The following is a 24,353-nucleotide window of genomic DNA, read 5'->3' as shown; positions in this document are numbered from 1 at the left end:
AACCCGCTACGGCGGGTTTTTTATTGTCTGGAGAAAACTAATGGCATGGTATACCACCGGCACAATTGCCGTATCAGGAACAACCGTAACCGGCACCGGCACAAACTGGACGGATAACAAGCAGGGTATCGGTCCGGGGCAAGCACTGCTTATTCCTGGTGCCGGCACTGTGAAGATGTACGAAATTAAAAGCGTGGACAGTGCAACAAAGCTTACGCTGATGAGTAACGCGGGGACACTGGCTGCGGGGCAGGCATATGCCATTATGTCGTTCTACACAGATTCCGTGCCTGACTTCGCCCGGCGTCTGGCTGCGCAATTGAGCTACTACCAGAGCCAGATGGACGGATGGCAACAACTGCTGACCAGTACTGACAGCGTAACGCTCGTTGCTCCGGATGGAACCAGCGTCAGTATGTCATCAATTGCTAAGCTGACTGCAGACATGGCTGGGAAGGTTTCTAAGACCGCAGCCCTTGGAGTTACTGACCCTAATACGATCACTTCTACTGGCTGGTATCAGGTACTTAATACAGCGGCAAACGTACCATTAGCTGTCTATGCCGAGATGCAACACGTAGAAGTAAGTAGCACTGTAGCTGTGCAGATTTGGCATGCCACAACCGCCAACCGGGTTTTCACCCGCACAAGAACGGCCGCAAACACTTGGGGGGCATGGGCGGAAAGTTACAGCACGGCATCAAAGCCTTTGCTTGATGAACTGTCAGTGACTAATGCCGGAGACTTCAGGACGAAAATTGGATTAGGTTTGTCAGCCGCGCCCACATTTACAGCTCTGGAGCTGTCCGGGGCGACGCCATATATAGACTTCCACTATGGCAGTAGCACTGCTGATTATACAGCTCGCTTTATCCAGGATACCGCATATAGGGTTTCATGCACCCAACAGATAGGTGCAACAAAAGGCTTGGCTTGTAAGCCAGGGCTTAATGGGGCTTATAGTGGTACGGGGTTCAATGCTGAATGGAACACTAATAACGAGCTTTATTTTTGGGTGGATGCCTCACCTATCGGGAAATTTGTGGGCGCTACTTCGGATAAACGCCTGAAGAAAGATATCTCATATGAAATAGATATTAATCAGGATTTAGATGACGTCCTGAAGTTTCGCCCAGCTACATTTAAGTTCGCAGCCCGCGGTATTATGAGTGAGTCTGGGCCACAACGTGGCTTTATCGCCCAGGACGTGCAAGAAATCTATCCTGTGGCCGTCCAAGGGGGAATTGTAGAAGGGGAAGAGGATGCAGCGCCGGAGGATGTGACAAGGATGCTCAACCTCGATGCCATTGCATTGATTTCAAAATTGACCGGAGCAGTACAGGCACAACAAAAGCAAATCGATACTCTGACTGCCCGATTGGATGCCCTCAGCAATTCTTAAATCAATTTTCAAATCTTCCTGACCGCTGCGGCGGTTTTTTTATTTGGAGCGTTTATGACAATTATCAGCGGCGTGCTGATCGGGCCTAATGGCGTTCCGCGGGCGGGGGTGACCATTACCCTTATTGCAGAAAAGAACTCTTCCGCCGTACTCCGCCAGGCACCTTCCGTTTCGATGACTTCCGGTTCCGGTGAATACTCGCTTAATGTGAAGGTGGGTAAGCATAAGGTCATCATTACTGCACCAGGTAGGCCGCCAGAGCTTGCTGGGAGCATCACTGTTTATTCTGATTCACCCAATGGCTCGCTGAATGACTTCCTGCTGGCGCCTGATGAAAGCGAGCTCATGCCGGCCGTCATTCAAACCGTCACCGAGCTTTCCCAGCAGGCCCAGAAAAGTGCCACATCAACGGCAAATGATGCCGAACGCGCCGAGCAAGCAGCGAAGAAAGCGGAGGTGCTCGGGGATAACCAGTTTACCTTCACGTCATTGTCAGCCGGCTTGGCCGGCACGACCTCCGGACAGACATTCCGCATCGGGCAGGGGATCGGGAAAGGATTTCGTTATTACCTGAATAATGCCGGCTCAGCCTTAGAGGTTGCCAGCTCTGTGGGTGAGGATGCCATTAAGGCGCTGAGTGATGTGGTGCCGCAGGTAGCCAGTTACAGCGGCATCACGTCTATCTCTTCGGATGCCAGTGGCCGTGTGGCAGCCCGGATGCTGGATGACGGCACCACTAACCTGGCAGCACTGCTGTTAGGCAATCAGGTGAGTTTTACCGGAAAGCGGAACAGTGTGCAGTTCAGTAAGCGTGGTACTGGGGAGGTATTGGGGGAGTTGTTCGATAACGGCAGCTTCCAGATTGGGCAGACACTGACGTATTACGACAATATGCCGGGGATTGCACAAATCTGGTGTGACCGTCTCGGACAGGTTAACCGGATTGTCTATGACAATGGTGACATCAAGGAGGCCAGCAGCAGCGTCAAAAGCACGCTGGTAAATGGCGGCAGTCTGGCGGTTGAGCAGAACGGCAATATCGCGGTAGTGACGGTTGACGGCGATTACCAGACACTGACAACAGACGGCTTCAATACCTCACCGCAGAGCCTGATTGCAACAGATGGTAGTGAGTTTATCCGCTTTGCATCACGTGAAGGAAACAGCACCGGTGGGCTGCATATCAACCGGATCACCGCTGATGGCCTGAACCGTATTCGCCAGGGTAACGGCACGTTCTTCCACGGCGTCATCACGGGGCAATCCCTCTCTGTAGGTGGGGCGACCATTACACAGCCTGCGGTGACCACCACATCCCAATACCCTTATGGGTGCGTCTGCTTCAATGGCGGAACAGCATTCGATTCCAACTATACCGCTTCAAGCCTGGATGCCTCAGATTTGCTGTACCTGGTGCCCGCAGCCGAGAACTTTGGCAAGCGTGGCGGGCAGGAATCGGATTGCACCGGAGCCAGTGAGCGCATCTTTGAAAAGAGCGGGATGACCAGCATGGTTACGGCCACGGGCGCCAGCGGCACCCTGCTGGCGAACATATCAGCCGGCACCGCCTCCTTTACTGCAACAACGCTGATGATGCGGCGTGCTTACGAGGTATCGCGTTCATTGGGCATGACCTACGCCCCTTACCTGATGTTCATTCACGGTAATGCGGATGCCGTAGCCGGCACATCTGCCGAAGCATACAAAGGCATGGTGAAATCCCTGCGGGAATCCTATCAGGCTTACCTGCGCACTCTGATGGGTGACAGAACATTTGTCCTGAAAGTCTTTATCCAGCAATTCAGCAATGCCAGTGTACAGGCCGGGGCCACCGCTGCTGATGTGAATCTGGTAATCGGCAATGCCCAGTACGAGCTCTGCCGGGATGATGAGAATTTTATTATGACCGGAACCCAATATGCCCGGCCGTATGTCGATAAAGATCACCTGAGCAATTATGGCTACCGGACGGATGGAGAAGTATTTGGGAACGCTGTTGCTGAGTATCTCAACACAGGGAAAGAACTGGCACTCCGTCCGGGCAACATCACCCAGTCAGATGCAGAAGTCACCGTCCCATTGCTGGGAGGAGTAGGGAAGGCGGTGATAGACACTGACCGGGTTACTGACCCCGGCAATTATGGCTTTCGCCTCACGGGCGCCACGATAACCGGCGTCACGCTGGATGAAAACAATGTCGTGCATATAGCCAAGACCGGCACAGCAACCGGCATCAGTTATGCCTATATCGGCAACCGGAGTGCAAACCCCGGCCCCAAAACAGGCTCCCGAGGCTGCATCCATGACAGCACAAGCGAAACCTCACGCATCTCAAACCTACCTCTGTATAACGATCTGTTGGCCTTTTACCAGGCGCTCTAAGGAAAAAGCATGGCCGGAACAACTGAAGTAAAAGTTTTCAAAAACAAGGTATTCACTAATTTCATTGAGGGGGCGGATATTGCTTACCCTTTTGATATCAGCCAGCTACCAAGCGAGATTGGCGGCTGCATTCTCCAATGGGATGCCGATGAATCGGTTAGCAACTCCCTGACACGCAACCGGGTCGGCGCCGCAATGACCCTGGTTGGCGCACCGACAGTTGCTGGTAACTCAGCCACCTTCAGCGCCGGCAACTACATCAACACCGGTATCGACCTGGCGAACTACAACACCACGCCATTAACCATGATTGCGATTGTGGCTGAGAACCCAGGCGGCCAGGCGCCTTTACTGGGAAGTGTTCAATGGGCCGCACCGCAACGTATGCGGGGGCTGGATTCTTCGGCCTCGCAGTTCCGCGCCAAAACCCTTAACAGCAGTGGCGCCGCGCAATCCCCAGGCTTTAACCGCAGCATGGTCGCCGGGACTTCAGAGTTTCTAGTAGGCCGCTTTAACCCCGTCGCGCCAATGAGCACTGTCCTCACCAACATCAGAACCGGACAGACAGTGACATCAAACCATGCATTGCCAATGTATACGCTGCCGGCAGGGAAGATGGCTTACATTGGCGGTTCAGAAGACGGGGTGGCAAGCGGTACCAGTAACGTAACGGTCGTGCCGGTTAAGCTTCGGGCTGCGCTGATCTTTACCCGCATCCTGACCGATGATGAGGTGTCTCTGGTATACCGGTACTACAAAAATTATTACTCGCAGTTAAGCGTGCCGGTCAGTATTTGACACAGGGGAGATAAGGGGGAAATACGGCCGGGGGTGATGGGACGGATTTGGGACATGCAAAGGTTTGTGACCTTTCCCAAGCCTTTGCATCTTTATAACGATGCTGCCCTTTAAAATTGGATTGATACGCGAGCAAAATTACCGTCGTGTACAAAAATGCGTACAAAAAAATCTAGGTATTCAAATTAACCTAATAAAATCAAAAGAAAGCGATATTATGTGCGTAATCGTGAATGTAGAAGGTGGGCTGATGGGGTTCGTTTTTCACTGAGACTCTCTGTTTAGAAGCGTGGGCGCGGCTCCCCCTATGGTAAACCATAATCGGGCCTGTCTGAAGGTGCCGTGCTCTCCACGGTTTTCCCCGGCGGTCATCTTTCCTTCATGTCGCTGTTTTTTAATGGGGCGGGGGCTTCCAGGCGGCCTGCCGGCGACTGAACTATACTGGTACGCTGTTGTTTACAGTTGATAAAATCGAGGGATTAATGGAAGCGATTCAGAATATTAATTATTTTAAGCTGTTTCTGTCGTTACCATTCTGGACGGACATCGCCATTGTGATTGGCGTGACGATGGTGACGTATTGGGTAATTACCAAGGCCATCGGCTTTCTGCATAAAAAAATGTTGGTCTGGGCCAATGAGAAACAGAACAACGCCAACCTCCTTATTTCGGAAGTGATCGGCAAAACCAAACGGATATTGATCCTGTTTGCTGCTTTCCTGTTCAGCCTGCGGTTCGTGGGGCTGTCAGACCGGTTATACAGCACCATTTCCCACGCCTGGTTCCTGGTGCTGGCGGTACAGATCGCCATCTGGATAGATCAGGGCGTGCAGTCATGGCTGAAAAAACTGCTCTATACGCCAGGGTCACGGCGTAACCCGGTGACGCTGGTGATCCTGGGGGTGATTTTACGGGTGCTGGTCTGGTCCGTGATGATGCTGTCGATTCTGTCGAACGCGGGCGTGGATATTACCGCCTTTATGGCCAGCCTTGGGGTTGGGGGTATTGCCATCGCGCTGGCGGTGCAGACCGTGTTAAGTGACATGTTCGCCTCGCTGTCGATCGGCATTGACAAACCCTTTGAGATCGGCGATTTCGTGGTGTTTAAAGACATTTCCGGCACCATCGAGCACATCGGCCTGAAAACCACCCGCATCCGCAGCCTGAGCGGCGAACAGATCGTCTGCGCCAATACCATTCTGCTTCAGCAGACCATCCATAATTACAAACGGATGCAGACGCGCCGCATCGTGTTTACCTTTGGTCTGTCCAACGACACGCCGCCCAATCAATTGCGCAAGATTGGCGGTATCGTGAAAAATATCATCAACGACGTCGGGAATACCCGGTTTGACCGCGCCCATTTCTCCGCCTTCGGCCAGGACCGGCTGTTATTTGAAGTGGTCCATATCGTGAATTCGGCGGACTATAATACATACATGGATATCCAGCAGGAGATTAATATCCGTATTATGGAAGAGCTGGATAAAATTAATGTTCGCCTGGCGCTGCCGAGCCAGATTGTGTACCCGCAGGATCTGGAAGAGACGGGCAGGGCAGCATAATCCGGCAGGCCCGGCTGTTATCATCGATTACAGGGGGAACCATGGATGAAGCACTGTTTGAGCGCGCATTAACATTACTGACCCCGGCACCGCAGAGCGGTGACCGGGTATTGCTGGTTACCGTACCCACCGGTACCCCGCCGGAGAGCCATCAGCTGGTGGTGCGCATCACCGGGCTGAACGCCGGCCACTATGTGGGCGAAGTGGTGGAAACCGATGTAATTGAACCCCCCGCCCAGCCCGGAAAATACCGCCCCGGCGAAGAGGTGATCTTCCTGCGGGAGCACGTGCAGGGGCGGGTAGGCTAGGGCATCTTTAGCGGTGGGTTTTACGTTTAATATACCGCGGCCTGCCCTTGGTCTCGATATAGATGCGGCCGATGTACTCACCCAGCACGCCGATGCCAATCAGCTGAATGCCGCCCAGGAACAGGATGGCGGTCATCAGGGATGGGTAGCCCGGCACCGGGTTGCCCCAGATCAGCTTGTCTACCACCATCCATAACGCATAGATAAACGCCAGCGCAGCGACGCCCAGCCCCAGATAAGTCCAGACCCGCAGCGGGAAGGTTGAAAAACTGGTGATGCCCTCCAGCGCCAGGTTCCACAGTTTCCAGCCATTGAATTTTGTGGTGCCGGCCACCCGTTCCGCGCGGGCATACTCCACCACGGCGATCTGACCGCCCACAAAGGAAAGCACACCTTTCATAAACAGGTTGCGTTCCGGCAGCATAAGAATGTTATCGACGATTTCCCGCGACATCAGCCGGAAATCCCCGACGTTCTCTTCAATTTTTGGCGTACTGATTTTGTTGTGCAGCGTATAGAACCACTCCGCCGTCTTGCGTTTGAGACGCCCATCCGTGGAGCGGTCAACCCGCTTCGCCAGCACCACATCCGCCCCGGCCTGCCAGGCGGCAACCAGTTGCGGCACGACCTCGATCGGGTCTTGCAGGTCAACATCCATCGGGATCACGGCCTCGCCGGTGGCATGCTCCAGCCCGGCAAACAGCGCCGGTTCTTTGCCGAAGTTGCGGGTAAAATTCACCAGCGTGACCAGCGGGTCGGCCTGCGCCAGCGCGGCGGCAATCTCCGGCGTGCGGTCTTTGCTGCCGTCATTGATAAAGACGATCTCAACCTGCCACGCCTGTAATGGCGCGTAGTCACGTACTGCCCGGTAGAACAGGGGAAGGGCCGCTTCCTCATTAAAGACCGGGACCACCAGGGAAATCTTCATCGGGCATCCTTAGCCTTGAAGACAAAAAAGCGCGAATAGAAAAAACCGACAATCAAACTGACGGCGGAGAAGGTCACCAGCGTAAACAGTGCCGGCAGGCCACTGACTTCGGCGACCCAGCCCACACTCACCGACAAGGCGCCCATAAACAGCACATAGAACATGTAACGGATGGTGGTGGCATCGCTTTTGAACGTGACTTTGGCGTTCACAAAGAAGGAGAAGGTCACCGCCACGCAGAACGCGCCAAAGTTCGACAGCGCCTGATCGGCCCCGGCCGCGTAGTAGAGCAGGGCGAAGGTCACCCAGTGGATCAGGGTGTTGATGACCCCCACCAGGGCATATTTGGTAAACAGTTTAATCATCGGAAAGCACCGGCTGAAAAAAGTGGCCGAAGTGTAGCATTATCAATGGAAATTATCAGCAGGTGTAAGGTCTTGTAACGGCACCCCCGGCGCAGATGTAAACCGGTTCGCTGACGGCCGCCAACTCCGTTACACTGTGCAGATTTGCTGCCAACCGGCTTTTAATAATGCGCCTGGATAAAAAGATCTCCCCGTTTGAACATCTGATTTACCGCCGTTACCGGGTAATGCATGGCCTGCGGATTGCGTTGGCCTTTGTGCTGACCTTTTTGATTGTGCGCCTGCTGGCGATCCCGGAGGGGACCTGGCCGTTGATCACCTTGGTGGTGGTGATGGGGCCGATCTCCTTTTGGGGTAACGTGCAGCCGCGCGCCCTGCAACGCATCGCGGGAACGGTGTTTGGCTCTGTCTCCGGGTTGATTGCGCTGTGGCTGGAGCTCTATTCCCTGCCGCTGATGCTGGCCTGGAGCCTGGTGGTGATGTTTGTGTGCGGCTACCTGACGCTGGGCAAACGCCCCTATATGGCGCTGCTGATCGGCATCACGCTGGCGGTGGTCTGCGGCAGCGCCACCGGTGATATGAAAACCGCGCTGTGGCGCAGCGGTGATGTCATTTTTGGTTCGGTGCTGGCGTTACTGTTTACCAGCATCTATCCACAGCGGGCCTTCATTCACTGGCGGCTGCAGATGGCCGATGGCCTGGCCACGCTGCACCAGATTTACAGCGCCTACCAGTCGCCTAATATCGTGGAACGGCCGCATCTCGAAGGTAAACTGAAAGGCATCCTGACGCAGGTGGTGAAAATCCGCACGTTGATTGCGCCCGCCAGCAAGGAGAGCGGCATTCAGAAAGAGGTGTTTGAGGCGATCCAGACGTTAACCCGCAACCTGGTCTGCACGCTGGAGTTGCAGGTGGACGCCTACTGGGCCTCGCGCGAAAGCCATTTTATTATGCTTAACGCGCGTACTTTGCGCAGTGCCCAATTGCTGACGCTGCACTCCATGGAGACGCTGGCAGACATCCTGCGCAACGGTTCACCGGAGCGCGAGCGCGGTTTCCCACGGGAGATGGAAGAGATCGCAAGCGAGCTGAAAGCGCTGTTGCATGAGATGAGCGCCGGCAAAAATCTGGAAGCCCCGATCTACGGCTACCTCTGGCTGAGCCTGGAGATGACCAAGCAGCTGAAAGAGCTGGGTGATCTGGTGGCGATGGCGATGCGCAGGTAGGCCGGCAGGGCGCGGTGTTGTTCATGCGCCAAAGCAGGTAAGATAGAGAAATCAGGGCTATCTCTGACCCCGGCGACAAGGTATGGTTGTCTACAGCGCGTCAGTGAATGAATTTGTGTAAAACTTAAGCAAAGGTGTAAAAATGGATAATGCAAACAAGCAAAGTTTCCAGGATGTGCTGGAGTTCGTTCGTCTGTTCCGTCGTAAGAACAAGCTTCAGCGCGAAATTGTTGATAACGAGAAAAAAATCCGCGACAACCAGAAACGTGTTTTGCTGCTGGACAACCTGAGTGACTACATCAAACCGGGCATGAGCATCGAAGAGATTCAGGCGATTATCGCCAACATGCGCGGTGACTATGAAGATCGTGTTGATGATTACATCATCAAAAACGCGGACCTCTCCAAAGAGCGCCGTGAGATCTCCAAAAAACTGAAAGCGATGGGTGAAGTCAAAGCGCTGGCTGTGAAATAATCGCCTCTCTTTCTGAAATAACCGGGCCATGCGCCCGGTTTTTTTATGCCTGCTATCCCGCCTTTTCTGCAGGTAACTGCCGTCCTCCGACCCCCGGAAACCTCCTAATTTACCGGCCGCCAACGCGGAATAATTCCCCCACGTGATAAATTGACCAGGCAATACACAACACTAAAAACGCATAAAAAGAAGAGTGAGGATTGCCATGGGAAACGATTTTCATCACCTGTTGCTGGGCGATCTGGCCCTGCAGCAGGGCGGGGTGCTGGCGCAGGCCTCCCTGGCCTACCAGACGTTCGGCGAACTGAACGCCGCCGGTGACAACGCCATTTTGCTGCTCAGTACCTATTCAAACGGCCACCTCTCCTACCTCCCGCTGATAGGGGAGGATCGGGTACTCGACCCGGGCCGTTACTTTATCGTGCTGGTCAATCTGTTTGGTAACGGCCTCTCTACGTCACCCAGCAACAGCCTGAGCCAGCCGGGGCGACGCTTTCCCCGGGTCTCGATCGCAGACAACGTGCACGCCCAGTTTTTGCTGCTGCGTGAGCATCTCGGCGTGCAGCAGCTGGCGCTGGTGGGGGGCTGGTCTCTGGGGGCGATGCTGGCCTGGCACTGGGCGGCGGCGTATCCGCACTATGTGAAACGGCTGCTGGTGATCTGCGGTACCGCGCGTTGCAGCCCGCTCTGCCGGGTATTTCTCAATAACATGCGCAGCGCGCTGCTGAGTGACAGCGCCTTTGCCAATGGTGATTACCTGATCCCGCCGTTGCGCGGACTGGCCGCCTTTGGCCGCACCTATGCCGGCTGGGCCTATTCCGCCGCTTTTTTCCGCGATGAGCTGTTCCGCCGGATGGGCTATAACAGCCTGGAAGCCCTGCTTTTTGCCTGGGAACGCAATCACCAGCAGCAGGATGCCAACGACCTGCTGACCCTGCTGGAGACCTGGCACCATGCTGATGTCAGCCTCGACCCCCGGCTGAAGGGCGAGTTCGCCGACATTCTGTCGCGCATTACCGCCGATGCCATCATTATGCCGTGCGATACCGATAACTACTTTACGGTGGCGGAGGCGCGCATTGAGTGTGACCTGCTGCCGCGTGGCGAATGGCGGCCGCTGGTTTCCCCCTATGGCCATTGTGCCGGGCTGCCGGGCCGCTTTGAGGCGGAGAGTGAATTCATTGAGCGGGCGATGAAAGATCTGCTGCAACGCGGGTAATTTGACCGCAAGGGGCGGGATGCGGCGGCCGGTTGCGGCGGGTAGTCTGGATCGGGTAACGTAACCTGAGCAGGAGATCCTTATGACGATGCCTTATGCCACAGTAAACGATCCGCGCTGGACGCAGGTACTGGCGCGTGACAAACAGGCCGATGGCCGCTTTGTGTATGCGGTGCGTACCACCGGTATTTATTGCCGCCCCTCATGCCCGTCACGCCGGGCGCGCCCGGAGAATGTGCTGTTCTTTGCCACGGTTGAGGATGCCGCCGCCGCCGGGTACCGCGCCTGCCAACGCTGCCGCCCGGACGGCGACTCAGACCAGCAGCTGTGGGCGGCACGCATCACCGCAGCCTGCCGCCGGCTGGAACACGCAGAAACCGAACCCACGCTGCACCAGCTGGCGGCACAGGCCGGGGTCAGCCCATGGCACTTCCACCGGCGCTTCCGGGCGCTGACCGGCTTCACCCCGCGCGCTTACGCCGCCGCCCGGCGCGGCCAGCGGGTCCGGGATGCCTTGCCGCAGGCCGGCAGCGTCACTGACGCGCTGTATGGCGCGGGGTACGGCTCCAGCGGCCGCTTTTATGCCGCCTCAGAGGCGCAGCTCGGCATGTCGCCCGGGCAGTTCCGCCGGGGTGGGCAGGGCGAGCGGCTGTGGTTTGCGGTGGGCGAATGCACCCTCGGTTCGGTGCTGGTGGCCCAGAGCGCGCGCGGCGTGTGTGCCATCCTGCTGGGGGACAACCCGCAGGCGCTGGTTCAGCAGATGGAAGCCTGTTTCCCGCAGGCGGAATTCTGTGGGGCGGACCACGGTTTCGAGCAGGGCGTGGCGCAGGTGATTGGTTTGATTGACCACCCGCAGGCCGGGCTGGCGTTGCCGCTGGACATCCGCGGCACCCTGTTCCAACAACGCGTCTGGCAGGCGTTGCGCGCCATTCCGCCCGGCAGCACCCTGAGCTACCGGGAGATTGCGGAGCGCATCGGTGCGCCGTCAGCTGTACGGGCGGTGGCCGGGGCCTGCGCTGCCAACCGGCTGGCCGTGGCGATCCCCTGCCACCGGGTGGTAAAGCACGACGGCACGCTCTCCGGCTACCGCTGGGGCGTGGAGCGTAAACGGGCGCTGCTGCTGAAAGAGCGCGCCGCAGACGACGAGGAGCGGGCAACCGATGCAGACGATCACGCCGGATCTGTTTGAGAATCCGGCCGACCCGTGGAATGAGCGGATTGGCAGCGGCACGATGCTGTTGCACGGCTTTGTGCTGGCACAGGAGGCGCTGCTGCTGGCGGCGTTACGCGGCGTGATCGCCGAAGCGCCGTTCCGCCGGATGCAGACCCCCGGCGGCCGTGCCATGTCCGTTGCCACCACCAGCTGCGGCCGGCTGGGCTGGATGACCGACCGGCGCGGTTACCGCTATGTCACCGCCGATCCGCTGCGCGATCAGGCGCCGTGGCCCACCATGCCGCCGCTTTTGGCAACGCTGGCTGAACAGGCGGCGGCGCTGGCGGGTTTCCCGGCGTTTCGCCCCGACTCTTGCCTGATTAACCGTTATGTCCCCGGGGCGAAAATGTCCCTGCATCAGGACAAGGATGAAGCTGATTTCAGCCAGCCGATTGTCTCCGTGTCGCTGGGGCTGCCGGCGGTGTTCCAGTTTGGCGGGCTGGCGCGCAGTGACAAAGCGCAGCGCTACCTGCTGACCCACGGCGATGTGGTGGTGTGGGGCGGCCCCGACCGGCTGCGTTTCCATGGCGTGCTGCCGGTCAAACCGGGCGAGCACCCGCGTATGGGCGCGCAGCGCATTAATCTGACCTTCCGGGTCGCAGGCTGACGCCCCGGCGGCCATACAGTATGCTTAATAACCATACCGCACGCGCTATAAGGGGGATTTATGCACACCACTGACACCACCGCAGTCATTGTGCGTCCGCTGACCCACACCGATTACCCCGGCTGGTGGCCGTTGTGGAACGGCTACCTGCACTTTTACCAGCAGCCGCTGAGTGAACATGTCACGCTGCTGACTTTCGAGCGCCTGTGCATTGGCGAGCGGCTGGCCGGGCTGGTGGCCGAAGCACCGGACGGCACGCTGCTTGGCCTGGCGCATCTGGTTTTCCATCCTTCAAGCTGGAGCGAGCACGGCTACTGCTATCTGGAAGATCTCTATGTCAGTGAGGCCGCACGCGGGCAGGGCATTGCCCACCGGCTGTTTGAGGCGGTATATCAACTGGCGGACGAAAAACAGTGTGACCGCGTCTATTGGGCCACGCACGAAACCAACTCCCGCGCCCGTGCGCTCTATGATCAGCTGGGCGAGCGCACCGCCTTCCTCACTTACCGTCGCTGGTAAGCTTCCTCTTTCGTTACCCGGTTTCAGCCGCCTGCGGGCGGCTTTTTTGCGTGCTTTCCCTGCTAAGTTATAAGATTTTCTTATTTGATTGCGGGCTAAGCAAAGTAATTGATCTGAATATGTAAAAGTGTGAACTGTGACTCTATGTATCGAAAAGTATGCTTTTGTAAATAAAAACGCACAGTTGTTACTTGCAGATTACTCTTATGCAGTACCTTTCACTGGGATGTTAGTAAATATCTCCGTTATCGCGACGCGGTAACGGCGGATCGGGCGGTTCCGCCTGCCCCGGCATCCGCACACAAGGACAGTGTACACCTCAAGAATGGTTGAAATTTCTGATGAGTTTTTCCCAGGTTATCGGGCAACCGGGCGACGTGATCACGACTTGCCCCCCAACAGAGAGATACATGCCGTGACGATACTGACACCCCTCCTGGCCAAAAACCGCAGCTGGGCCATGAAGCAGCAGCAGAGCGATCCTGACTACTTTATCCAGACGGCGCGCCCGCAACAGCCGCACTCGCTGTGGATCGGCTGTTCAGACAGCCGGGTGCCGGCCGAAGTGCTGACCGGTTCCCATCCGGGTGAGTTATTCGTCCACCGCAATATCGCCAACATGGTGATGGAGGAGGATGACAACCTGATGAGCGTGCTGCAATACGCGCTGGAGTACCTGAAAGTCTCCGGCATTGTGTTGTGCGGGCATTACGGCTGCGGCGGGGTACAGGCGGCCAGCATGTTGCCGGATATGCCGCTGGCGCAGGAGGAGAGCGCGCTGGCACGGCGGATGCGTACCCTGCGCCGTTCGTTGGGCGACGCACTCGCGGAGCAGGGCCACCCGGATGAAAATGCGCGGCAGAACGCGCTGGTGGAAGCGCATGTGCGCCGCCAGTTCGTTCACCTGACCGAATGCTGGCCGGTGCGGCTCGCCTGGCAGCAGCAAAAACCGCTGGAGGTCTACGGTTGCGTGTATGACCTGCACAGCGGCCACCTGAAAAAACTGGTTGAACAACGCAGTATGGAGGCCCGCGATGAGTGACTCGACCCTGACCCAGACCCCGGCCGGTGCTTCGACGCTGCGCCATGATATTCCGGCCGGGCTGGTGGTGTTTCTGGTGGCGTTGCCGCTCTGCCTCGGCATTGCCCAGGCCAGCGGCCTGCCGCCGTTCGTCGGGTTGTTGACCGGCGTCATCGGCGGGCTGGTGGTGACGGTATTCAGCCCATCCCGCTTTGCCGTCAGCGGCCCGGCGGCCGGGCTGGTGACGATTGTCACCGCCGCAATGGAGACGCTGGGCAGTTTTCCGGCATTGCTGTTCGCGCTGATCCTGGCCGGGATGTTACAGATTATGCTCGGTATCGCCCGCGCCGGGCGCTTTATCACGCTTATCCCCGGGACGGTGATCCAGGGGATGCTGGTGGCGATCGGGCTGTTGCTGATTGTGCAGCAGATCCCGGTGGCGATGGGCCTGCCGGAGGGGCAGGGGCTGGGCGCGCTGGCCAGTGGTGCAGCGGTGCTTTCCGCACCGGCGCTGATCATCGCGCTGGTGGCGCTGTTGATTATGTGGCTGTGGACCACCGCGCCGTTCCGGCGCATCCCGCTGCTGGCCTACATTCCCGGCCCGCTGGTGGCCGTGCTGTGGGGCAGCCTGGCGGTGGTATTTGGCGAGCGGTGGTTGCCGGAGGGCGTGATGCCGCGCATCTCCCTGCCGGCGTTCAATAGCCTGAGCGAGTTGACTGCCCAGCTGGAGCGGCCGGACTGGCAGGCGTGGCAAAACCCGGCGGTGTATATGGTGGCCGTCACTCTGGCGCTGGTGGCCAGCCTGGAAACCCTGCTGAGCCAGGAGGCGCTGAAGAAGCTGAAAGAGCAGGTCCCGGTACCGTCGCCGGACAAAGAGATGCGCGCGCAGGGGATCGGCAACGCCCTGAGCGGTTTTTTGGGCGGTTTGCCGATCACTGCCGTGATTGTGCGCAGTTCGGTGAATGTGAACACCGGCGCGCGCAGCAAAGCCTCGATCCTGCTGCACGGCGTGCTGCTGTTGCTGTGCGGGCTGTTTTTCAGCGACATGCTGAACACCATCCCGCTGGCAGCGTTGGCGGCGGTGTTGCTCTATACCGGGTATAAACTGGCCTCCCCCGCGCTATGGCTGATGCAATGGAAGCAGGGCTGGCCGCAGTTTCTCCCGTTCGTCACCACGGTGGCCGGGATCATGCTGTTCGGGATGCTGGCCGGCATCGGGCTGGGGCTGCTGGCGCAGTTGCTGTGCAGCACCTATAAAAGCCATGTAAACGCGCTGCAACTCTCCAGCTATGACGACCACTACGTGGTGCGCATTCACCAGAACCTGACCTTCCTGCATAACCCGCGGCTGCACAGCCTGCTGGCGGAGATCCCGGACAACAGCGTGGTGATGGTGGAGAGTGAAAACGCCCATTACATCGACCCGGACGTCAAAGCGCTGCTCAACGAATTCCGCGAGAAAGCCCCGACCCGCAACATAAAGCTTGACCGCTGGCCGGCGTAACCTTGCTCTATTCTGCGATGCCGTTTCCTTGTCAGGAAGCGGCATCCTTTTTACTGCGTGGGATAGGTGAGGGTGCCCCATTTACTGTTGCTGCGTGCCGCATCGGCCATGATTTCGTCCATGGACTCATTCAGCATCCAGAGGCATTGTTGCGTGTTTTGATAGGCCGTCTTTTCCAGCCCCTGTTTTGTCTGCCGGTAATAACGGATAACCGAGGCTTTGGTGTGATCCATGGCACTCGGTATTCCGCAGACAGTGTAGGTATCAAAGTGCTGGATAATGCGGGGATTGTCGCCGCTGTAGGCATCAATCACCATTAACGCCTCAAGCATCAGCGCTGGAGCTTTCATTAAGGCAATACTGGCAGCGATGTGAAATTCCACTAATTGCTCATAACTCAATACCGGCCCGGTGATAAACACCGCATCAGGCAGTGCTTTAATCGCCCCGGGTTCAGCCTGCGTTAATTGCGTGATATAGGTTGGCCAGCTATCAGGGACAGCTGTAGCGGGTTCCGGGTAGAAGCGGGTGCCCCATTTTATGCCCCCGTGCTGCTCCTCCTCGTTAAATGCTTCCATGGTTTTACTCATTAACCATAAACAGTGTTGACTGTTTTTGTATTTGCTGTTTTTCAGCACCTGTGTTGCTTTTTGGTAATAGCGGAAGGCAGAGGGCTTATCATAATAAAAACCCACTGATAGCGTGCACATGCTGTCAGTATTGAATCGTTGAATAAGTGCAGTATGCTTCCCGGCCTGGTGATGATCAATGATGCTTAGCGCGTCGAGCGTTTGCGGCGTTGCCTTAATTAACGCGAGCCTTAAGGCATGATTCAGTTGTGAAGTATGGTCACCATCCAGTGTCAGCCCAAATGCGAACACTTTTTCCGGCAGCGTTTTTAACGTCTCCGGGTCGCCGCGGGTCACCTGTTCAATCAGTGCCGGCCAGTTATCCGGCACCTGGGTGCCGGGTGCTGTCACGTAATATTTTTCGGTTCCCCATGCGATCCCGCCGTGCGTGTCATCCACGTTAAGGTCGTTCATCGCTGTCTCCATAATATGCAAACAGCGTTGGCTGTTTTTATGGGAACTGGCGCTTAATACCCGCGTCGCCTGCTGGTAATAACGGGTAATTGACGCTTTGTCGTAATAACGCACCTGCGGCAAACGGCATACCGCGTGGGTCGTAAAGGAACGCATAAATGCATTGTCTTCACTGATGCTAAAAAGGTCTATATCACTCAGGGCATCAAGCGTAGCGGCAGGCGACTTCACTAAGGCCAGTGTCAGCGCACGGTTAAGTTCATTTTTATGCCCCTTATCCAGTGTTGGCCTTAACGGAAATAATTGAATATCCAGGGTTTGTAAGGTGCCGGGGCTGGCATAGGTTACGCGATCAATCAATACCGGCCAGTTTACCGGCGGGTAGTCAGGTTCAGCGAAAGCCAGGGCTGGCAGAAGCAGGGGGGTGAATAACCAAGATTTCATCGCACCACCTCCAGCATCCTGTCATCAGACTCCCAGATAGCCTCTCTTATATTACGCTTCAAAATGATACATCCCTCAGAAGCCCAGCCTGCCGGTGGCTGTCTTCTTTCACCATGAATGCGGAATGCCGAGCGGCCGAAGCTCTCGCCAGGTTTTTGTTGTTCTAAAATGATGGTTAACGGCCCCTTTTATTCAGAAACCCCAATAATTTTGTACCGCCCCTGCGGCAGCGGCCCCAGCCCTTTTACCTGCTGGCGGTCGGGGTTGTTTTTATTGGTCATGCGCCCGGCGTAGCCTTTACCCATGTAGCGGCTGTTATGATAAATCTCGCCGCTTCTCTGATGATAAATCCATGTCATATTACGCTCCTTTAGGCTGTGTGACGCATTTTTGAGATATGCGGTTAAGGTGTTCCAGACGCGATGTTACGCCTGCGCTAAATAAATAAAATCGGCAAATCGTGCGAAGAGAAAAAATAGGATTTTTATTATCTGGAGTGGGTTTTTTACTATTACATTTTGCCGTTACTGTTTTCCGTAACGTTATTTTTTGGAAATTAAAAGGTGAGATGATTAATAAAAGTGGCCGCTTTATTTATCTCCTGTAAGTATTTATCACCCCGCACCGCCAACGCTGCCCGCGCGTATAGCAGAGAATTTTCCGCGCGGGATATTTCGTTGCCCTGATGACCATTTAATTTCCATTGATTAGCCTGCGTCACAAAATGGGTAAAAAGTAGCCGCATGTGTCACTAACTGTGATTGCTTTCACATCAATCTGCGTGCGCCCTAAGTATAAAAACGCCAATTCAACAAAAACGAAACGGCGGTTCAATATGAAGATGCACGATGTGCAGCCCGGCCCGGCGGAACGCCCGATTTATGTGCGGCACCTGTTGGCGTATGGCGGCGGAAACCTGTTGGGCAGTGGGGCGCTGGCGATTGCCGGGGCCTGGCTGCTCTATTTCTACACCACCTTTTGCGGGCTGACGCTGCTGGAAGCGTCGGCGATTTTCTCAGTCGCCAGCATCATTGACGCCATCAGTAATCCGCTGATGGGCTACCTCACCGACAACTTCGGCCATACCCGGCTCGGCAAGGTATTCGGCCGCCGCCGCTTCTTCCTGCTGATTGGCGCGCCGCTGATGCTGTTCTACCCGCTGCTGTGGGTCGAGGGCTTCGGCTTCTGGTACTACCTCTCGACCTACGTGATTTTTGAGCTGATCTACACCTCGGTGATGGTGCCCTATGAAACGCTGGCCACCGAGATGACCACCCACTTCGCGGTGCGCTCGAAACTCACCGGTTATAAAGCGATTTTCGGCAAAATGGCCAACTTCCTGGCCGCGTTTATCCCCGGCCAGTTCATCCTGATCTACGGCAAAGCGTCGGCGCAACCGTTCTTCTATACCGGCCTGACCTACGGCGCGATCCTGTTTATCGCCATCGGCCTGCTCTACCTTTCCAGCTGGGAGCGCGATGTGAAAGAGCTGCGCCCGCTGGATCTGCATAAAAAGAGCCTCGCGCAGACCATGCTGTCTCTGGTGCGCGACATGATCTCCACCTTCCACCTGCGGGTGTTCCGTAAGCACCTCGGCATGTACCTGTTCGGTTTCGGCGCGGAGTGGCTGTTCGCGTCAGTGTTCACTTACTTTGTGATTTTCGTGTTGCAGTATGACCCGGCGATGGTGGCCGGGCTGAACAGCCTGAACTCCATCCTGCAACTCTTCTCCACCGCGCTGTTTATCGCGCTGTGCGTGAAAAAGGGCTTCAGCAAACCCTACATCCTGGCGCTGGGCATCGTGGTGTTCTCGGTGAGTTGTTACACGCTGCTCTACTTTATGCACCTGCCGGCGGCCTACGCCACGGCGGTGATGCTCGGCATCACGGTGGTGTTCGGCATCGGCACCGGCGGCGTCTATTACATCCCCTGGACGGTCTACACCTTCCTGGCCGATGTGGATGAAGCCTTTACCGGCCGCCGCCGCGAAGGCATCTACGCCGGGGCGATGACCTTCTCCGGCAAGCTGATGCGCTCGGTGATTGTGTTCGTGATGGGCGCCATCCTCAGCTACTACGGCTTCCAGTCCAAATCCCATACCCAGCCGGAAAGCGCTGTGATGGCGATTGCGCTGGTGTTCGGCATCGGCGTCATCGCACTGGCACTGGTGGCGATGGCGTTCAGCAAGCAGATGAAACTCAACCGTGAAACCCACCTGGTGGTGCTCAATGAGGTGGCGCGGATTAAACAGGGCGGCCGCATCGCGGATGTCACCCCTGCAACGCGCGCGGTGATGGAGAACCTGATCGGCTACCGCTATGAGGAGTGCTGGGGCAACAGCGCCGTCTGCCGGAAAATGCTCAGGGTTTCACCGGCCAAACCCGCAGAGGTGCCGCCGCTGCACCCTTAACCGCAGAACGGTGCACGGGCGAAATTTCTGATGCACCTCAAAAAAAATGAAACGATGTTTTATTTTAATTTGTCGCCCCTTTTTATTTGCGTTAGGATGCGTGACAACTAAGCGGCCCCGCGGGGGCGGCGGCACAACGAGGGAATTATGATGAGTCTTGATACGTCTTCTCAGCAGAACTTTTCGCTGCAAAGCTTCTCCTTGCAAAACAAGGTGGCGCTGGTCACCGGCTGTGACACCGGGCTGGGGCAGGGCATGGCGCTCGGCCTGGCGCAGGCCGGGTGTGACATTATCGGCGTGAACATTGTGGAACCAACCGAGACCGGGCAGCAGGTCACGGCGCTTGGCCGCCGCTTCCTCAGCCTTACCGGTGATTTGCGTGACACCAGCATCATTCCCGATCTGGTGAGCCGTGCGGTGGCGGAGTTCGGCCGCATCGACGTGCTGGTCAACAACGCCGGCATCATCCGCCGCGAAGATGCGCTGTCATTCAGCGAAAAAGACTGGGACGACGTGATGAACATCAACATCAAAGCGGTGTTCTTTATGGCGCAGACGGTGGCGAAGCAGTTTATCGCCCAGGGGGAGGGCGGCAAAATCATCAACATCGCCTCAATGCTCTCCTTCCAGGGCGGCATCCGGGTGCCGTCTTACACCGCCTCCAAAAGCGCGGTGATGGGCGTAACCCGTCTGCTGGCCAACGAGTGGGCGAAGCACGGCATCAATGTTAACGCCATCGCCCCCGGCTACATGGCGACCAACAATACCCAGCAGTTGCGTGCGGACGAAGCGCGCAGCCAGGAGATCCTCGGGCGCATCCCGGCGGGCCGCTGGGGCCTGCCGCAGGATCTGATGGGGCCGGTGGTGTTCCTCGCCTCCCCGGCGTCCGACTACATCAACGGCTACACTATTGCTGTCGACGGCGGGTGGCTGGCACGTTAACCCTTCTGCGGCCGCGGCGTCAGCCGGGGCCACTCAACACACCGGGCGCGGCAGACTGTGCGCCCAGAGGAGAGAAAGATGAACATTGCACTGATGATGGAAAACAGCCAGGCGGCCAAAAACGCCGTGGTATTGAAACAGCTCACTGAGGTGGCGAATGAAAAAGAGCACAGCGTGTTCAACGTCGGCATGAGCGACGAACAGGATCATCACCTGACGTACATTCATCTGGGCATCATGGCGAGCCTGCTGCTGAACTCAAAAGCCGTAGACTTCGTGGTGAGTGGTTGCGGCACCGGGCAGGGCGCGCTGCTCTCCCTGAACCTGCACCCCGGCGTCAGTTGCGGTTACTGCATCGACCCGGCAGACGCCTTCCTGTTTGCGCAGATCAATAACGGCAACGCGCTGGCGCTGCCGTTTGCCAAGGGCTTTGGCTGGGGCGCCGAGCTGAATGTGCGCTATATCTTTGAGAAAGCCTTTACCGGCGAGCGCGGCGCGGGCTACCCACCGGAGCGCAAAGAGCCGCAGGTGCGCAATGCGGGCATCCTGAACCAGGTGAAAACCAGCATGCTGAAAGGCGGCTGCGTGGAGACGCTGCGCGCCCTCGACCCGGAACTGGTGAAAACCGCCGTCAGCGGCGAGCGCTTCCAGCAGTGCTTCTTTGAGAACTGCCGGGATAAAGAGATCGAAGCTTACGTGCGTGAAGTTCTGGGCCAGGCGTAATAGTCCTGGGCCAGGCATAACCGCCCCGCGAACCCGATAAAAAGCCCGCATCAGCGGGCTTTTTTTATGGCGCAGGAGAGATCACGGCACCACGGGTTTCGGCGTCACCAGCGGCGGGGTGTCCACAATGGCCGGGCCATTTTCGATGGCGGCGGTGGTAGTCAACGGTTCCGGCATCGCGACCGTCTCCGGCACCAGGATCACCTTGCGGCACTCTTCCTCTTTCTTCTCGAAAATCTCGTAGCCTTTGGCGGCATCATCCAGCGACAGCTTATGGGTAATGATCTCTTCCGGTTTCAGCAGCCCCTGCTCAATCAGCGGCAGCAGCTCCGGCAGGTAGGCGTGGACGTGGGTCTGGCCCATTTTGAAGGTCAGCCCTTTGTCGAACGCATCACCGAACAGGAAACCGTGGATAAAGCCGGCATAGACGCCCGGCACGCTGACGATGCCGCCGCGTCGTACGGCGGCGATGCACTGGCGTAACGCCTTACCGCTGCTGCCTTCCAGTTTCAGGTTGGTCAGGATGGTTTCGGTGGTGCTGCCTTTGGCCTCAAAGCCTACGGCATCGATCACCGCATCCACGCCACGGTTGCCCGGCGTCTGCTCAATGATCGCGGCGGCCGGGTCATCGGTTTCGTCGAAATTCACCGGGATCACGCCATAGCGCTCTTGCGCAAACGCCAGCCGGTAGGGGTGGTGGTCGATCATGAAAATCTGCTCGGCACCCAGCATCCGCGCACAGGCGGCGCTGAGCAGGCCGACCGGCCCGGCACCGAAAATCGCCACCCGGGAACCTTTGCCGACCTGGGCGTTTTTCACTGCCTGCCAGGCGGTGGGCAGGATGTCGGAGAGGAACAGCACTTTGTCATCCGAAAGGATATCCGGCACCTTGAACGGCCCGGTATTGGCTTTCGGCACGCGCACATATTCCGCCTGGCCGCCGGGAATGCCGCCATAAAGGTGGCTGAAACCGAACAGCGCGGCCGGCGGTGGGATCTGCTTCTTATTGATGATGGCGCCACGGCCGGTGTTGGTGGTTTCGCAGGCGGCAAACTGCTGCATCCGGCAGAAGAAACAGTCACCACAGGCGATCACAAACGGGATAACGACCCGGTCGCCTTTCTGCACTGCCGTGACATCACGCCCGGCTTCGACCACTTCACCCATAAACTCATGGCCGAAAATATCACCATGTTCGGTTTTAGGGATCTTGCCGCGATAGAGGTGCAAATCGGAGCCACAGATGGCGGTGGCGGTAACCCGCAGGATAATGTCATCCTGATCGACGATCCCGGGGTCGGCGACGTTATCAACACTGACCTTATAGGGGCCGTGATAAGTAAGTGCTTTCACAGTTTTATCCTTTTTATGAGGAAGACCTCCTTAACTGTAGCGGCACTTGGGCAACTCTGCCGGGCGATAGGGGGCCGGGCGGCACCGGGAACCAAAAATCAGACAAACGGCCAATATGCTGCGCCACCCGCAAAAGGGGAATAAATATCCGGGCTATTTATATAGCGGATTATAATTATTCACATGACAAATAATACGAAACCTCTGGTTATACTTTATTAACCATAAAAAGAGATGACACGTGGCGTTACGTTAATTCCCCGGTTTATCACCCGCTGTTGCCGTAATATTGACGCGGATTTGGTAAAGGGAATTTATCCCTTTCTGTGTGCCCGGTAATGAAAACAGGCACGACTTTATATCATGTTATTAACAGGTAATTATGATGAAAAATTATACACGTTTTCTGGGTGTGATGATGGTTGGTGCGCTGGTGGCCGGCTCACTGGCACCGGCAGCGCAGGCCACAGAGCAAGGGCGCGAGCGGCGTGAAGCCCGTGATACGCGGCAGGATGCCCGTCAGGACGCCCGGCAGGAAAAACGCGAATGCGTGGTGCGGGATGATAAAAGCAACCATGAATGCCGCCAGGATAAACGCGAAGCAAAACAGGACGGCCGGCAAGAAGCGCGCGATATTAAATGGTAACGGCGGAATGGGGAACGTCTCTTTTTCCAATGTAAAAAAATCATCACGTAAAAATGCATGAATTAATCAGGTGAATCATTTTCACTTTAATGATGATTAATATTTCGCGCTTTATTGCTCCAGCTTTATAGCTCCAATGCGTGCAGCGATCCCCAGACAGCAAAAAGCCCGCACAGTTTCCTGCGCGGGCTTCTTTTAACCCTATTACCCACACAATTACCCTTTCTATAGCGTAATGACTTTGACACTACATCGCGCTATGCTTAAGCCTGTCTGAAAATGTGAGGAACCCACCATGCCGGCTGCCAATGCCCTGCCGATAAAGCGCGAGACGCTGAATTTACGTATTAAGTCTGAAGAACGTGACCTGATTGATCGGGCGGCCAAAGCCAAAGGCAAAAACCGCACCGATTTCGTGCTGGATGCTGCCCGCGCTGCGGCGGAAGAGACGCTGCTTGAGCAACGTATCATCATGGCCGATCCTGCGGCCTATGATGAATTTCTGACCCGTCTGGATCAGCCGCCCGCCCCGAATGCGGCTCTGCGTCACACCATGCAAACGGCCGCCCCCTGGGAGAAAAAAGCGTGATAGCCGCACCGGAGCCGTTGCATGCACGGCATCACCTCACGGCATTTTGTTGTGGGGTGGAGAGTATGGATACCTGGCTAAAACAACGGGCGCTGAAAAATCAACACACCGGCACGTCCCGCACCTTTGTGTGCAGTGACGATCTTCAGGTTCGTGCCTATTACTCCCTGGCGTCCAGCGCTGTCACGGTGAATGCGGCACCCGGCCGTTTTCGCCGCAATATGCCCGATCCAATCCCGGTGATTGTGCTGGGGCGGCTGGCGGTGGACCAGTCACTGCATGGCTGCGGGGTGGGGCGCGCCCTGGTTCGGGATGCCGGTTTACGGGTGATTCAGGTCGCGGAAACCATCGGCATCCGGGGCATGTTGGTCCATGCCCTGACCGAAGACGCCCGCGATTTTTACCTGCGGGTAGGTTTTACGCCTTCACCGCTGGATCCGATGATATTGATGGTGACACTGGGAGAATTAATGGCGTCGCTGTAACGGCCGATATGTGCCGGGAAAAGATAGCCGGAAAAAGAGAGTCCAAAACCCAGGCAGCAAAAAGCCCGCACAGTTTCCCGCGCGGGCTTCTTTAAATCTGGCTCCTCTGACTGGACTCGAACCAGTGACATACGGATTAACAGTCCGCCGTTCTACCGACTGAACTACAGAGGAATCGTGTGAACG

Annotated in this window: 24 protein-coding genes and 1 tRNA gene; 19 read left to right on the top strand and 6 right to left on the bottom strand. The window is 56.8% G+C overall.

The annotated features are described in order from the left end of the window. Positions 1-40 precede the first annotated feature (40 nt). The 5 genes from CYR55_RS05295 (at position 41) to CYR55_RS05275 (ending at position 6,455) form a co-directional block, all read left to right on the top strand. Positions 41-1,402 carry a pyocin knob domain-containing S74 family peptidase gene (locus CYR55_RS05295; protein WP_101815109.1) on the top strand — a complete coding sequence of 454 codons (1,362 nt, stop codon included), beginning with the start codon at positions 41-43 and terminating at the stop codon, positions 1,400-1,402. 54 nt (positions 1,403-1,456) lie between these two features. Continuing rightward, a complete protein-coding gene (locus tag CYR55_RS05290) occupies positions 1,457-3,784 on the top strand; it encodes a prophage tail fiber N-terminal domain-containing protein (protein WP_101815108.1) in 2,328 nt (775 codons plus the stop codon). 9 nt (positions 3,785-3,793) lie between these two features. Continuing rightward, on the top strand, positions 3,794-4,582 hold the full coding sequence (locus CYR55_RS05285; RefSeq protein ID WP_101815107.1) for a hypothetical protein: 789 nt from the start codon (positions 3,794-3,796) through the stop codon (positions 4,580-4,582). 482 nt (positions 4,583-5,064) lie between these two features. Continuing rightward, a complete protein-coding gene (locus CYR55_RS05280; RefSeq protein ID WP_101815106.1) occupies positions 5,065-6,147 on the top strand; it encodes a mechanosensitive ion channel family protein in 1,083 nt (360 codons plus the stop codon). A 41-nt stretch (positions 6,148-6,188) separates the two neighbouring features. Further along, the gene (locus tag CYR55_RS05275; protein ID WP_101815105.1) at positions 6,189-6,455 is read left to right on the top strand and encodes a hypothetical protein; all 267 of its coding nucleotides are present in this window, start codon (positions 6,189-6,191) and stop codon (positions 6,453-6,455) included. A gap of 7 nt (positions 6,456-6,462) precedes the next feature. On the opposite strand, the gene CYR55_RS05270 is transcribed toward CYR55_RS05275, so the two are convergent. Both CYR55_RS05270 and CYR55_RS05265 read right to left on the bottom strand, forming a co-directional pair. After that, entirely contained in the window at positions 6,463-7,383 is a 921-nt protein-coding gene (locus tag CYR55_RS05270; RefSeq protein ID WP_101815104.1) for a glycosyltransferase family 2 protein, read from the bottom strand. Next, a complete protein-coding gene (locus CYR55_RS05265; RefSeq protein ID WP_101815103.1) occupies positions 7,380-7,748 on the bottom strand; it encodes a GtrA family protein in 369 nt (122 codons plus the stop codon). The genes CYR55_RS05270 and CYR55_RS05265 overlap by 4 nt, the downstream gene beginning before the upstream one ends. A 167-nt stretch (positions 7,749-7,915) precedes the next feature. On the opposite strand from CYR55_RS05265, the gene CYR55_RS05260 reads away from it, so the two are divergent. The 8 genes from CYR55_RS05260 to CYR55_RS05225 all read left to right on the top strand — a co-directional run bounded on the left by CYR55_RS05260 (position 7,916) and on the right by CYR55_RS05225 (position 15,532). Then, positions 7,916-8,974 carry an FUSC family protein gene (locus tag CYR55_RS05260; protein WP_101815102.1) on the top strand — a complete coding sequence of 353 codons (1,059 nt, stop codon included), beginning with the start codon at positions 7,916-7,918 and terminating at the stop codon, positions 8,972-8,974. A 142-nt stretch (positions 8,975-9,116) separates the two neighbouring features. Next, the gene (gene tmaR, locus CYR55_RS05255; RefSeq protein WP_101815101.1) at positions 9,117-9,449 is read left to right on the top strand and encodes a PTS system regulator TmaR; all 333 of its coding nucleotides are present in this window, start codon (positions 9,117-9,119) and stop codon (positions 9,447-9,449) included. A 205-nt stretch (positions 9,450-9,654) separates the two neighbouring features. Next, a complete protein-coding gene (locus CYR55_RS05250; protein ID WP_101815100.1) occupies positions 9,655-10,668 on the top strand; it encodes an alpha/beta fold hydrolase in 1,014 nt (337 codons plus the stop codon). An 82-nt stretch (positions 10,669-10,750) separates the two neighbouring features. After that, the gene (ada, locus tag CYR55_RS05245) at positions 10,751-11,857 is read left to right on the top strand and encodes a bifunctional DNA-binding transcriptional regulator/O6-methylguanine-DNA methyltransferase Ada (protein ID WP_101815099.1); all 1,107 of its coding nucleotides are present in this window, start codon (positions 10,751-10,753) and stop codon (positions 11,855-11,857) included. Next, a complete protein-coding gene (gene alkB, locus CYR55_RS05240) occupies positions 11,829-12,488 on the top strand; it encodes a DNA oxidative demethylase AlkB (protein WP_101815098.1) in 660 nt (219 codons plus the stop codon). The genes ada and alkB overlap by 29 nt, the downstream gene beginning before the upstream one ends. Positions 12,489-12,548: 60 nt before the next feature. Then, positions 12,549-13,007, top strand: a complete 459-nt coding sequence (locus CYR55_RS05235) for a GNAT family N-acetyltransferase (protein ID WP_101815097.1) — start codon at positions 12,549-12,551, stop codon at positions 13,005-13,007. Between the two features lie 415 nt (positions 13,008-13,422). After that, on the top strand, positions 13,423-14,049 hold the full coding sequence (locus CYR55_RS05230) for a carbonic anhydrase (protein ID WP_241522086.1): 627 nt from the start codon (positions 13,423-13,425) through the stop codon (positions 14,047-14,049). Then, the gene (locus CYR55_RS05225; protein ID WP_101815095.1) at positions 14,042-15,532 is read left to right on the top strand and encodes a SulP family inorganic anion transporter; all 1,491 of its coding nucleotides are present in this window, start codon (positions 14,042-14,044) and stop codon (positions 15,530-15,532) included. Before CYR55_RS05230 ends, CYR55_RS05225 begins: the two co-directional genes overlap by 8 nt. Positions 15,533-15,582: 50 nt before the next feature. On the opposite strand, the gene CYR55_RS05220 is transcribed toward CYR55_RS05225, so the two are convergent. Further along, positions 15,583-16,575 carry a hypothetical protein gene (locus CYR55_RS05220; RefSeq protein WP_146000951.1) on the bottom strand — a complete coding sequence of 331 codons (993 nt, stop codon included), beginning with the start codon at positions 16,573-16,575 and terminating at the stop codon, positions 15,583-15,585. Positions 16,576-17,207: 632 nt separating this feature from the next. Then, complete coding sequence (locus CYR55_RS24185) at positions 17,208-17,378, bottom strand: hypothetical protein (protein ID WP_420912720.1); 171 nt, start codon at positions 17,376-17,378, stop codon at positions 17,208-17,210. A 482-nt stretch (positions 17,379-17,860) separates the two neighbouring features. Here CYR55_RS24185 and CYR55_RS05210 point away from each other — a divergent pair, with 482 nt between their 5' ends. The 3 genes from CYR55_RS05210 to CYR55_RS05200 all read left to right on the top strand — a co-directional run bounded on the left by CYR55_RS05210 (position 17,861) and on the right by CYR55_RS05200 (position 21,094). Continuing rightward, on the top strand, positions 17,861-19,429 hold the full coding sequence (locus CYR55_RS05210; protein WP_101815299.1) for an MFS transporter: 1,569 nt from the start codon (positions 17,861-17,863) through the stop codon (positions 19,427-19,429). A gap of 150 nt (positions 19,430-19,579) precedes the next feature. After that, positions 19,580-20,371 (top strand): 2-dehydro-3-deoxy-D-gluconate 5-dehydrogenase KduD, encoded by a 792-nt coding sequence (gene kduD / locus CYR55_RS05205; RefSeq protein ID WP_101815093.1) that lies wholly within the window; start codon positions 19,580-19,582, stop codon positions 20,369-20,371. A gap of 78 nt (positions 20,372-20,449) precedes the next feature. Next, positions 20,450-21,094 (top strand): RpiB/LacA/LacB family sugar-phosphate isomerase, encoded by a 645-nt coding sequence (locus CYR55_RS05200; protein ID WP_101815092.1) that lies wholly within the window; start codon positions 20,450-20,452, stop codon positions 21,092-21,094. An 81-nt stretch (positions 21,095-21,175) separates the two neighbouring features. On the opposite strand, the gene CYR55_RS05195 is transcribed toward CYR55_RS05200, so the two are convergent. Then, on the bottom strand, positions 21,176-22,447 hold the full coding sequence (locus tag CYR55_RS05195; protein ID WP_101815091.1) for a zinc-dependent alcohol dehydrogenase: 1,272 nt from the start codon (positions 22,445-22,447) through the stop codon (positions 21,176-21,178). Between the two features lie 385 nt (positions 22,448-22,832). On the opposite strand from CYR55_RS05195, the gene CYR55_RS05190 reads away from it, so the two are divergent. From CYR55_RS05190 to CYR55_RS05180, 3 genes are all read left to right on the top strand, one after another. Continuing rightward, entirely contained in the window at positions 22,833-23,093 is a 261-nt protein-coding gene (locus CYR55_RS05190) for a hypothetical protein (RefSeq protein WP_101815090.1), read from the top strand. Between the two features lie 295 nt (positions 23,094-23,388). Further along, positions 23,389-23,682 (top strand): type II toxin-antitoxin system TacA family antitoxin, encoded by a 294-nt coding sequence (locus tag CYR55_RS05185; RefSeq protein ID WP_101815089.1) that lies wholly within the window; start codon positions 23,389-23,391, stop codon positions 23,680-23,682. Then, positions 23,679-24,167 carry a GNAT family N-acetyltransferase gene (locus CYR55_RS05180; RefSeq protein WP_101815088.1) on the top strand — a complete coding sequence of 163 codons (489 nt, stop codon included), beginning with the start codon at positions 23,679-23,681 and terminating at the stop codon, positions 24,165-24,167. The genes CYR55_RS05185 and CYR55_RS05180 overlap by 4 nt, the downstream gene beginning before the upstream one ends. 98 nt (positions 24,168-24,265) lie before the next feature. Here the strand turns inward: CYR55_RS05180 and CYR55_RS05175 are convergent. Next, positions 24,266-24,341, bottom strand: a tRNA-Asn gene (locus CYR55_RS05175). Positions 24,342-24,353 lie beyond the last annotated feature (12 nt).

The organism is Chimaeribacter californicus (assembly GCF_002858675.1).
In the GTDB taxonomy this organism is placed as follows: Bacteria; Pseudomonadota; Gammaproteobacteria; order Enterobacterales; family Enterobacteriaceae; genus Chimaeribacter; species Chimaeribacter californicus.
This window is presented reverse-complemented; position numbering and strand designations above follow the sequence as displayed.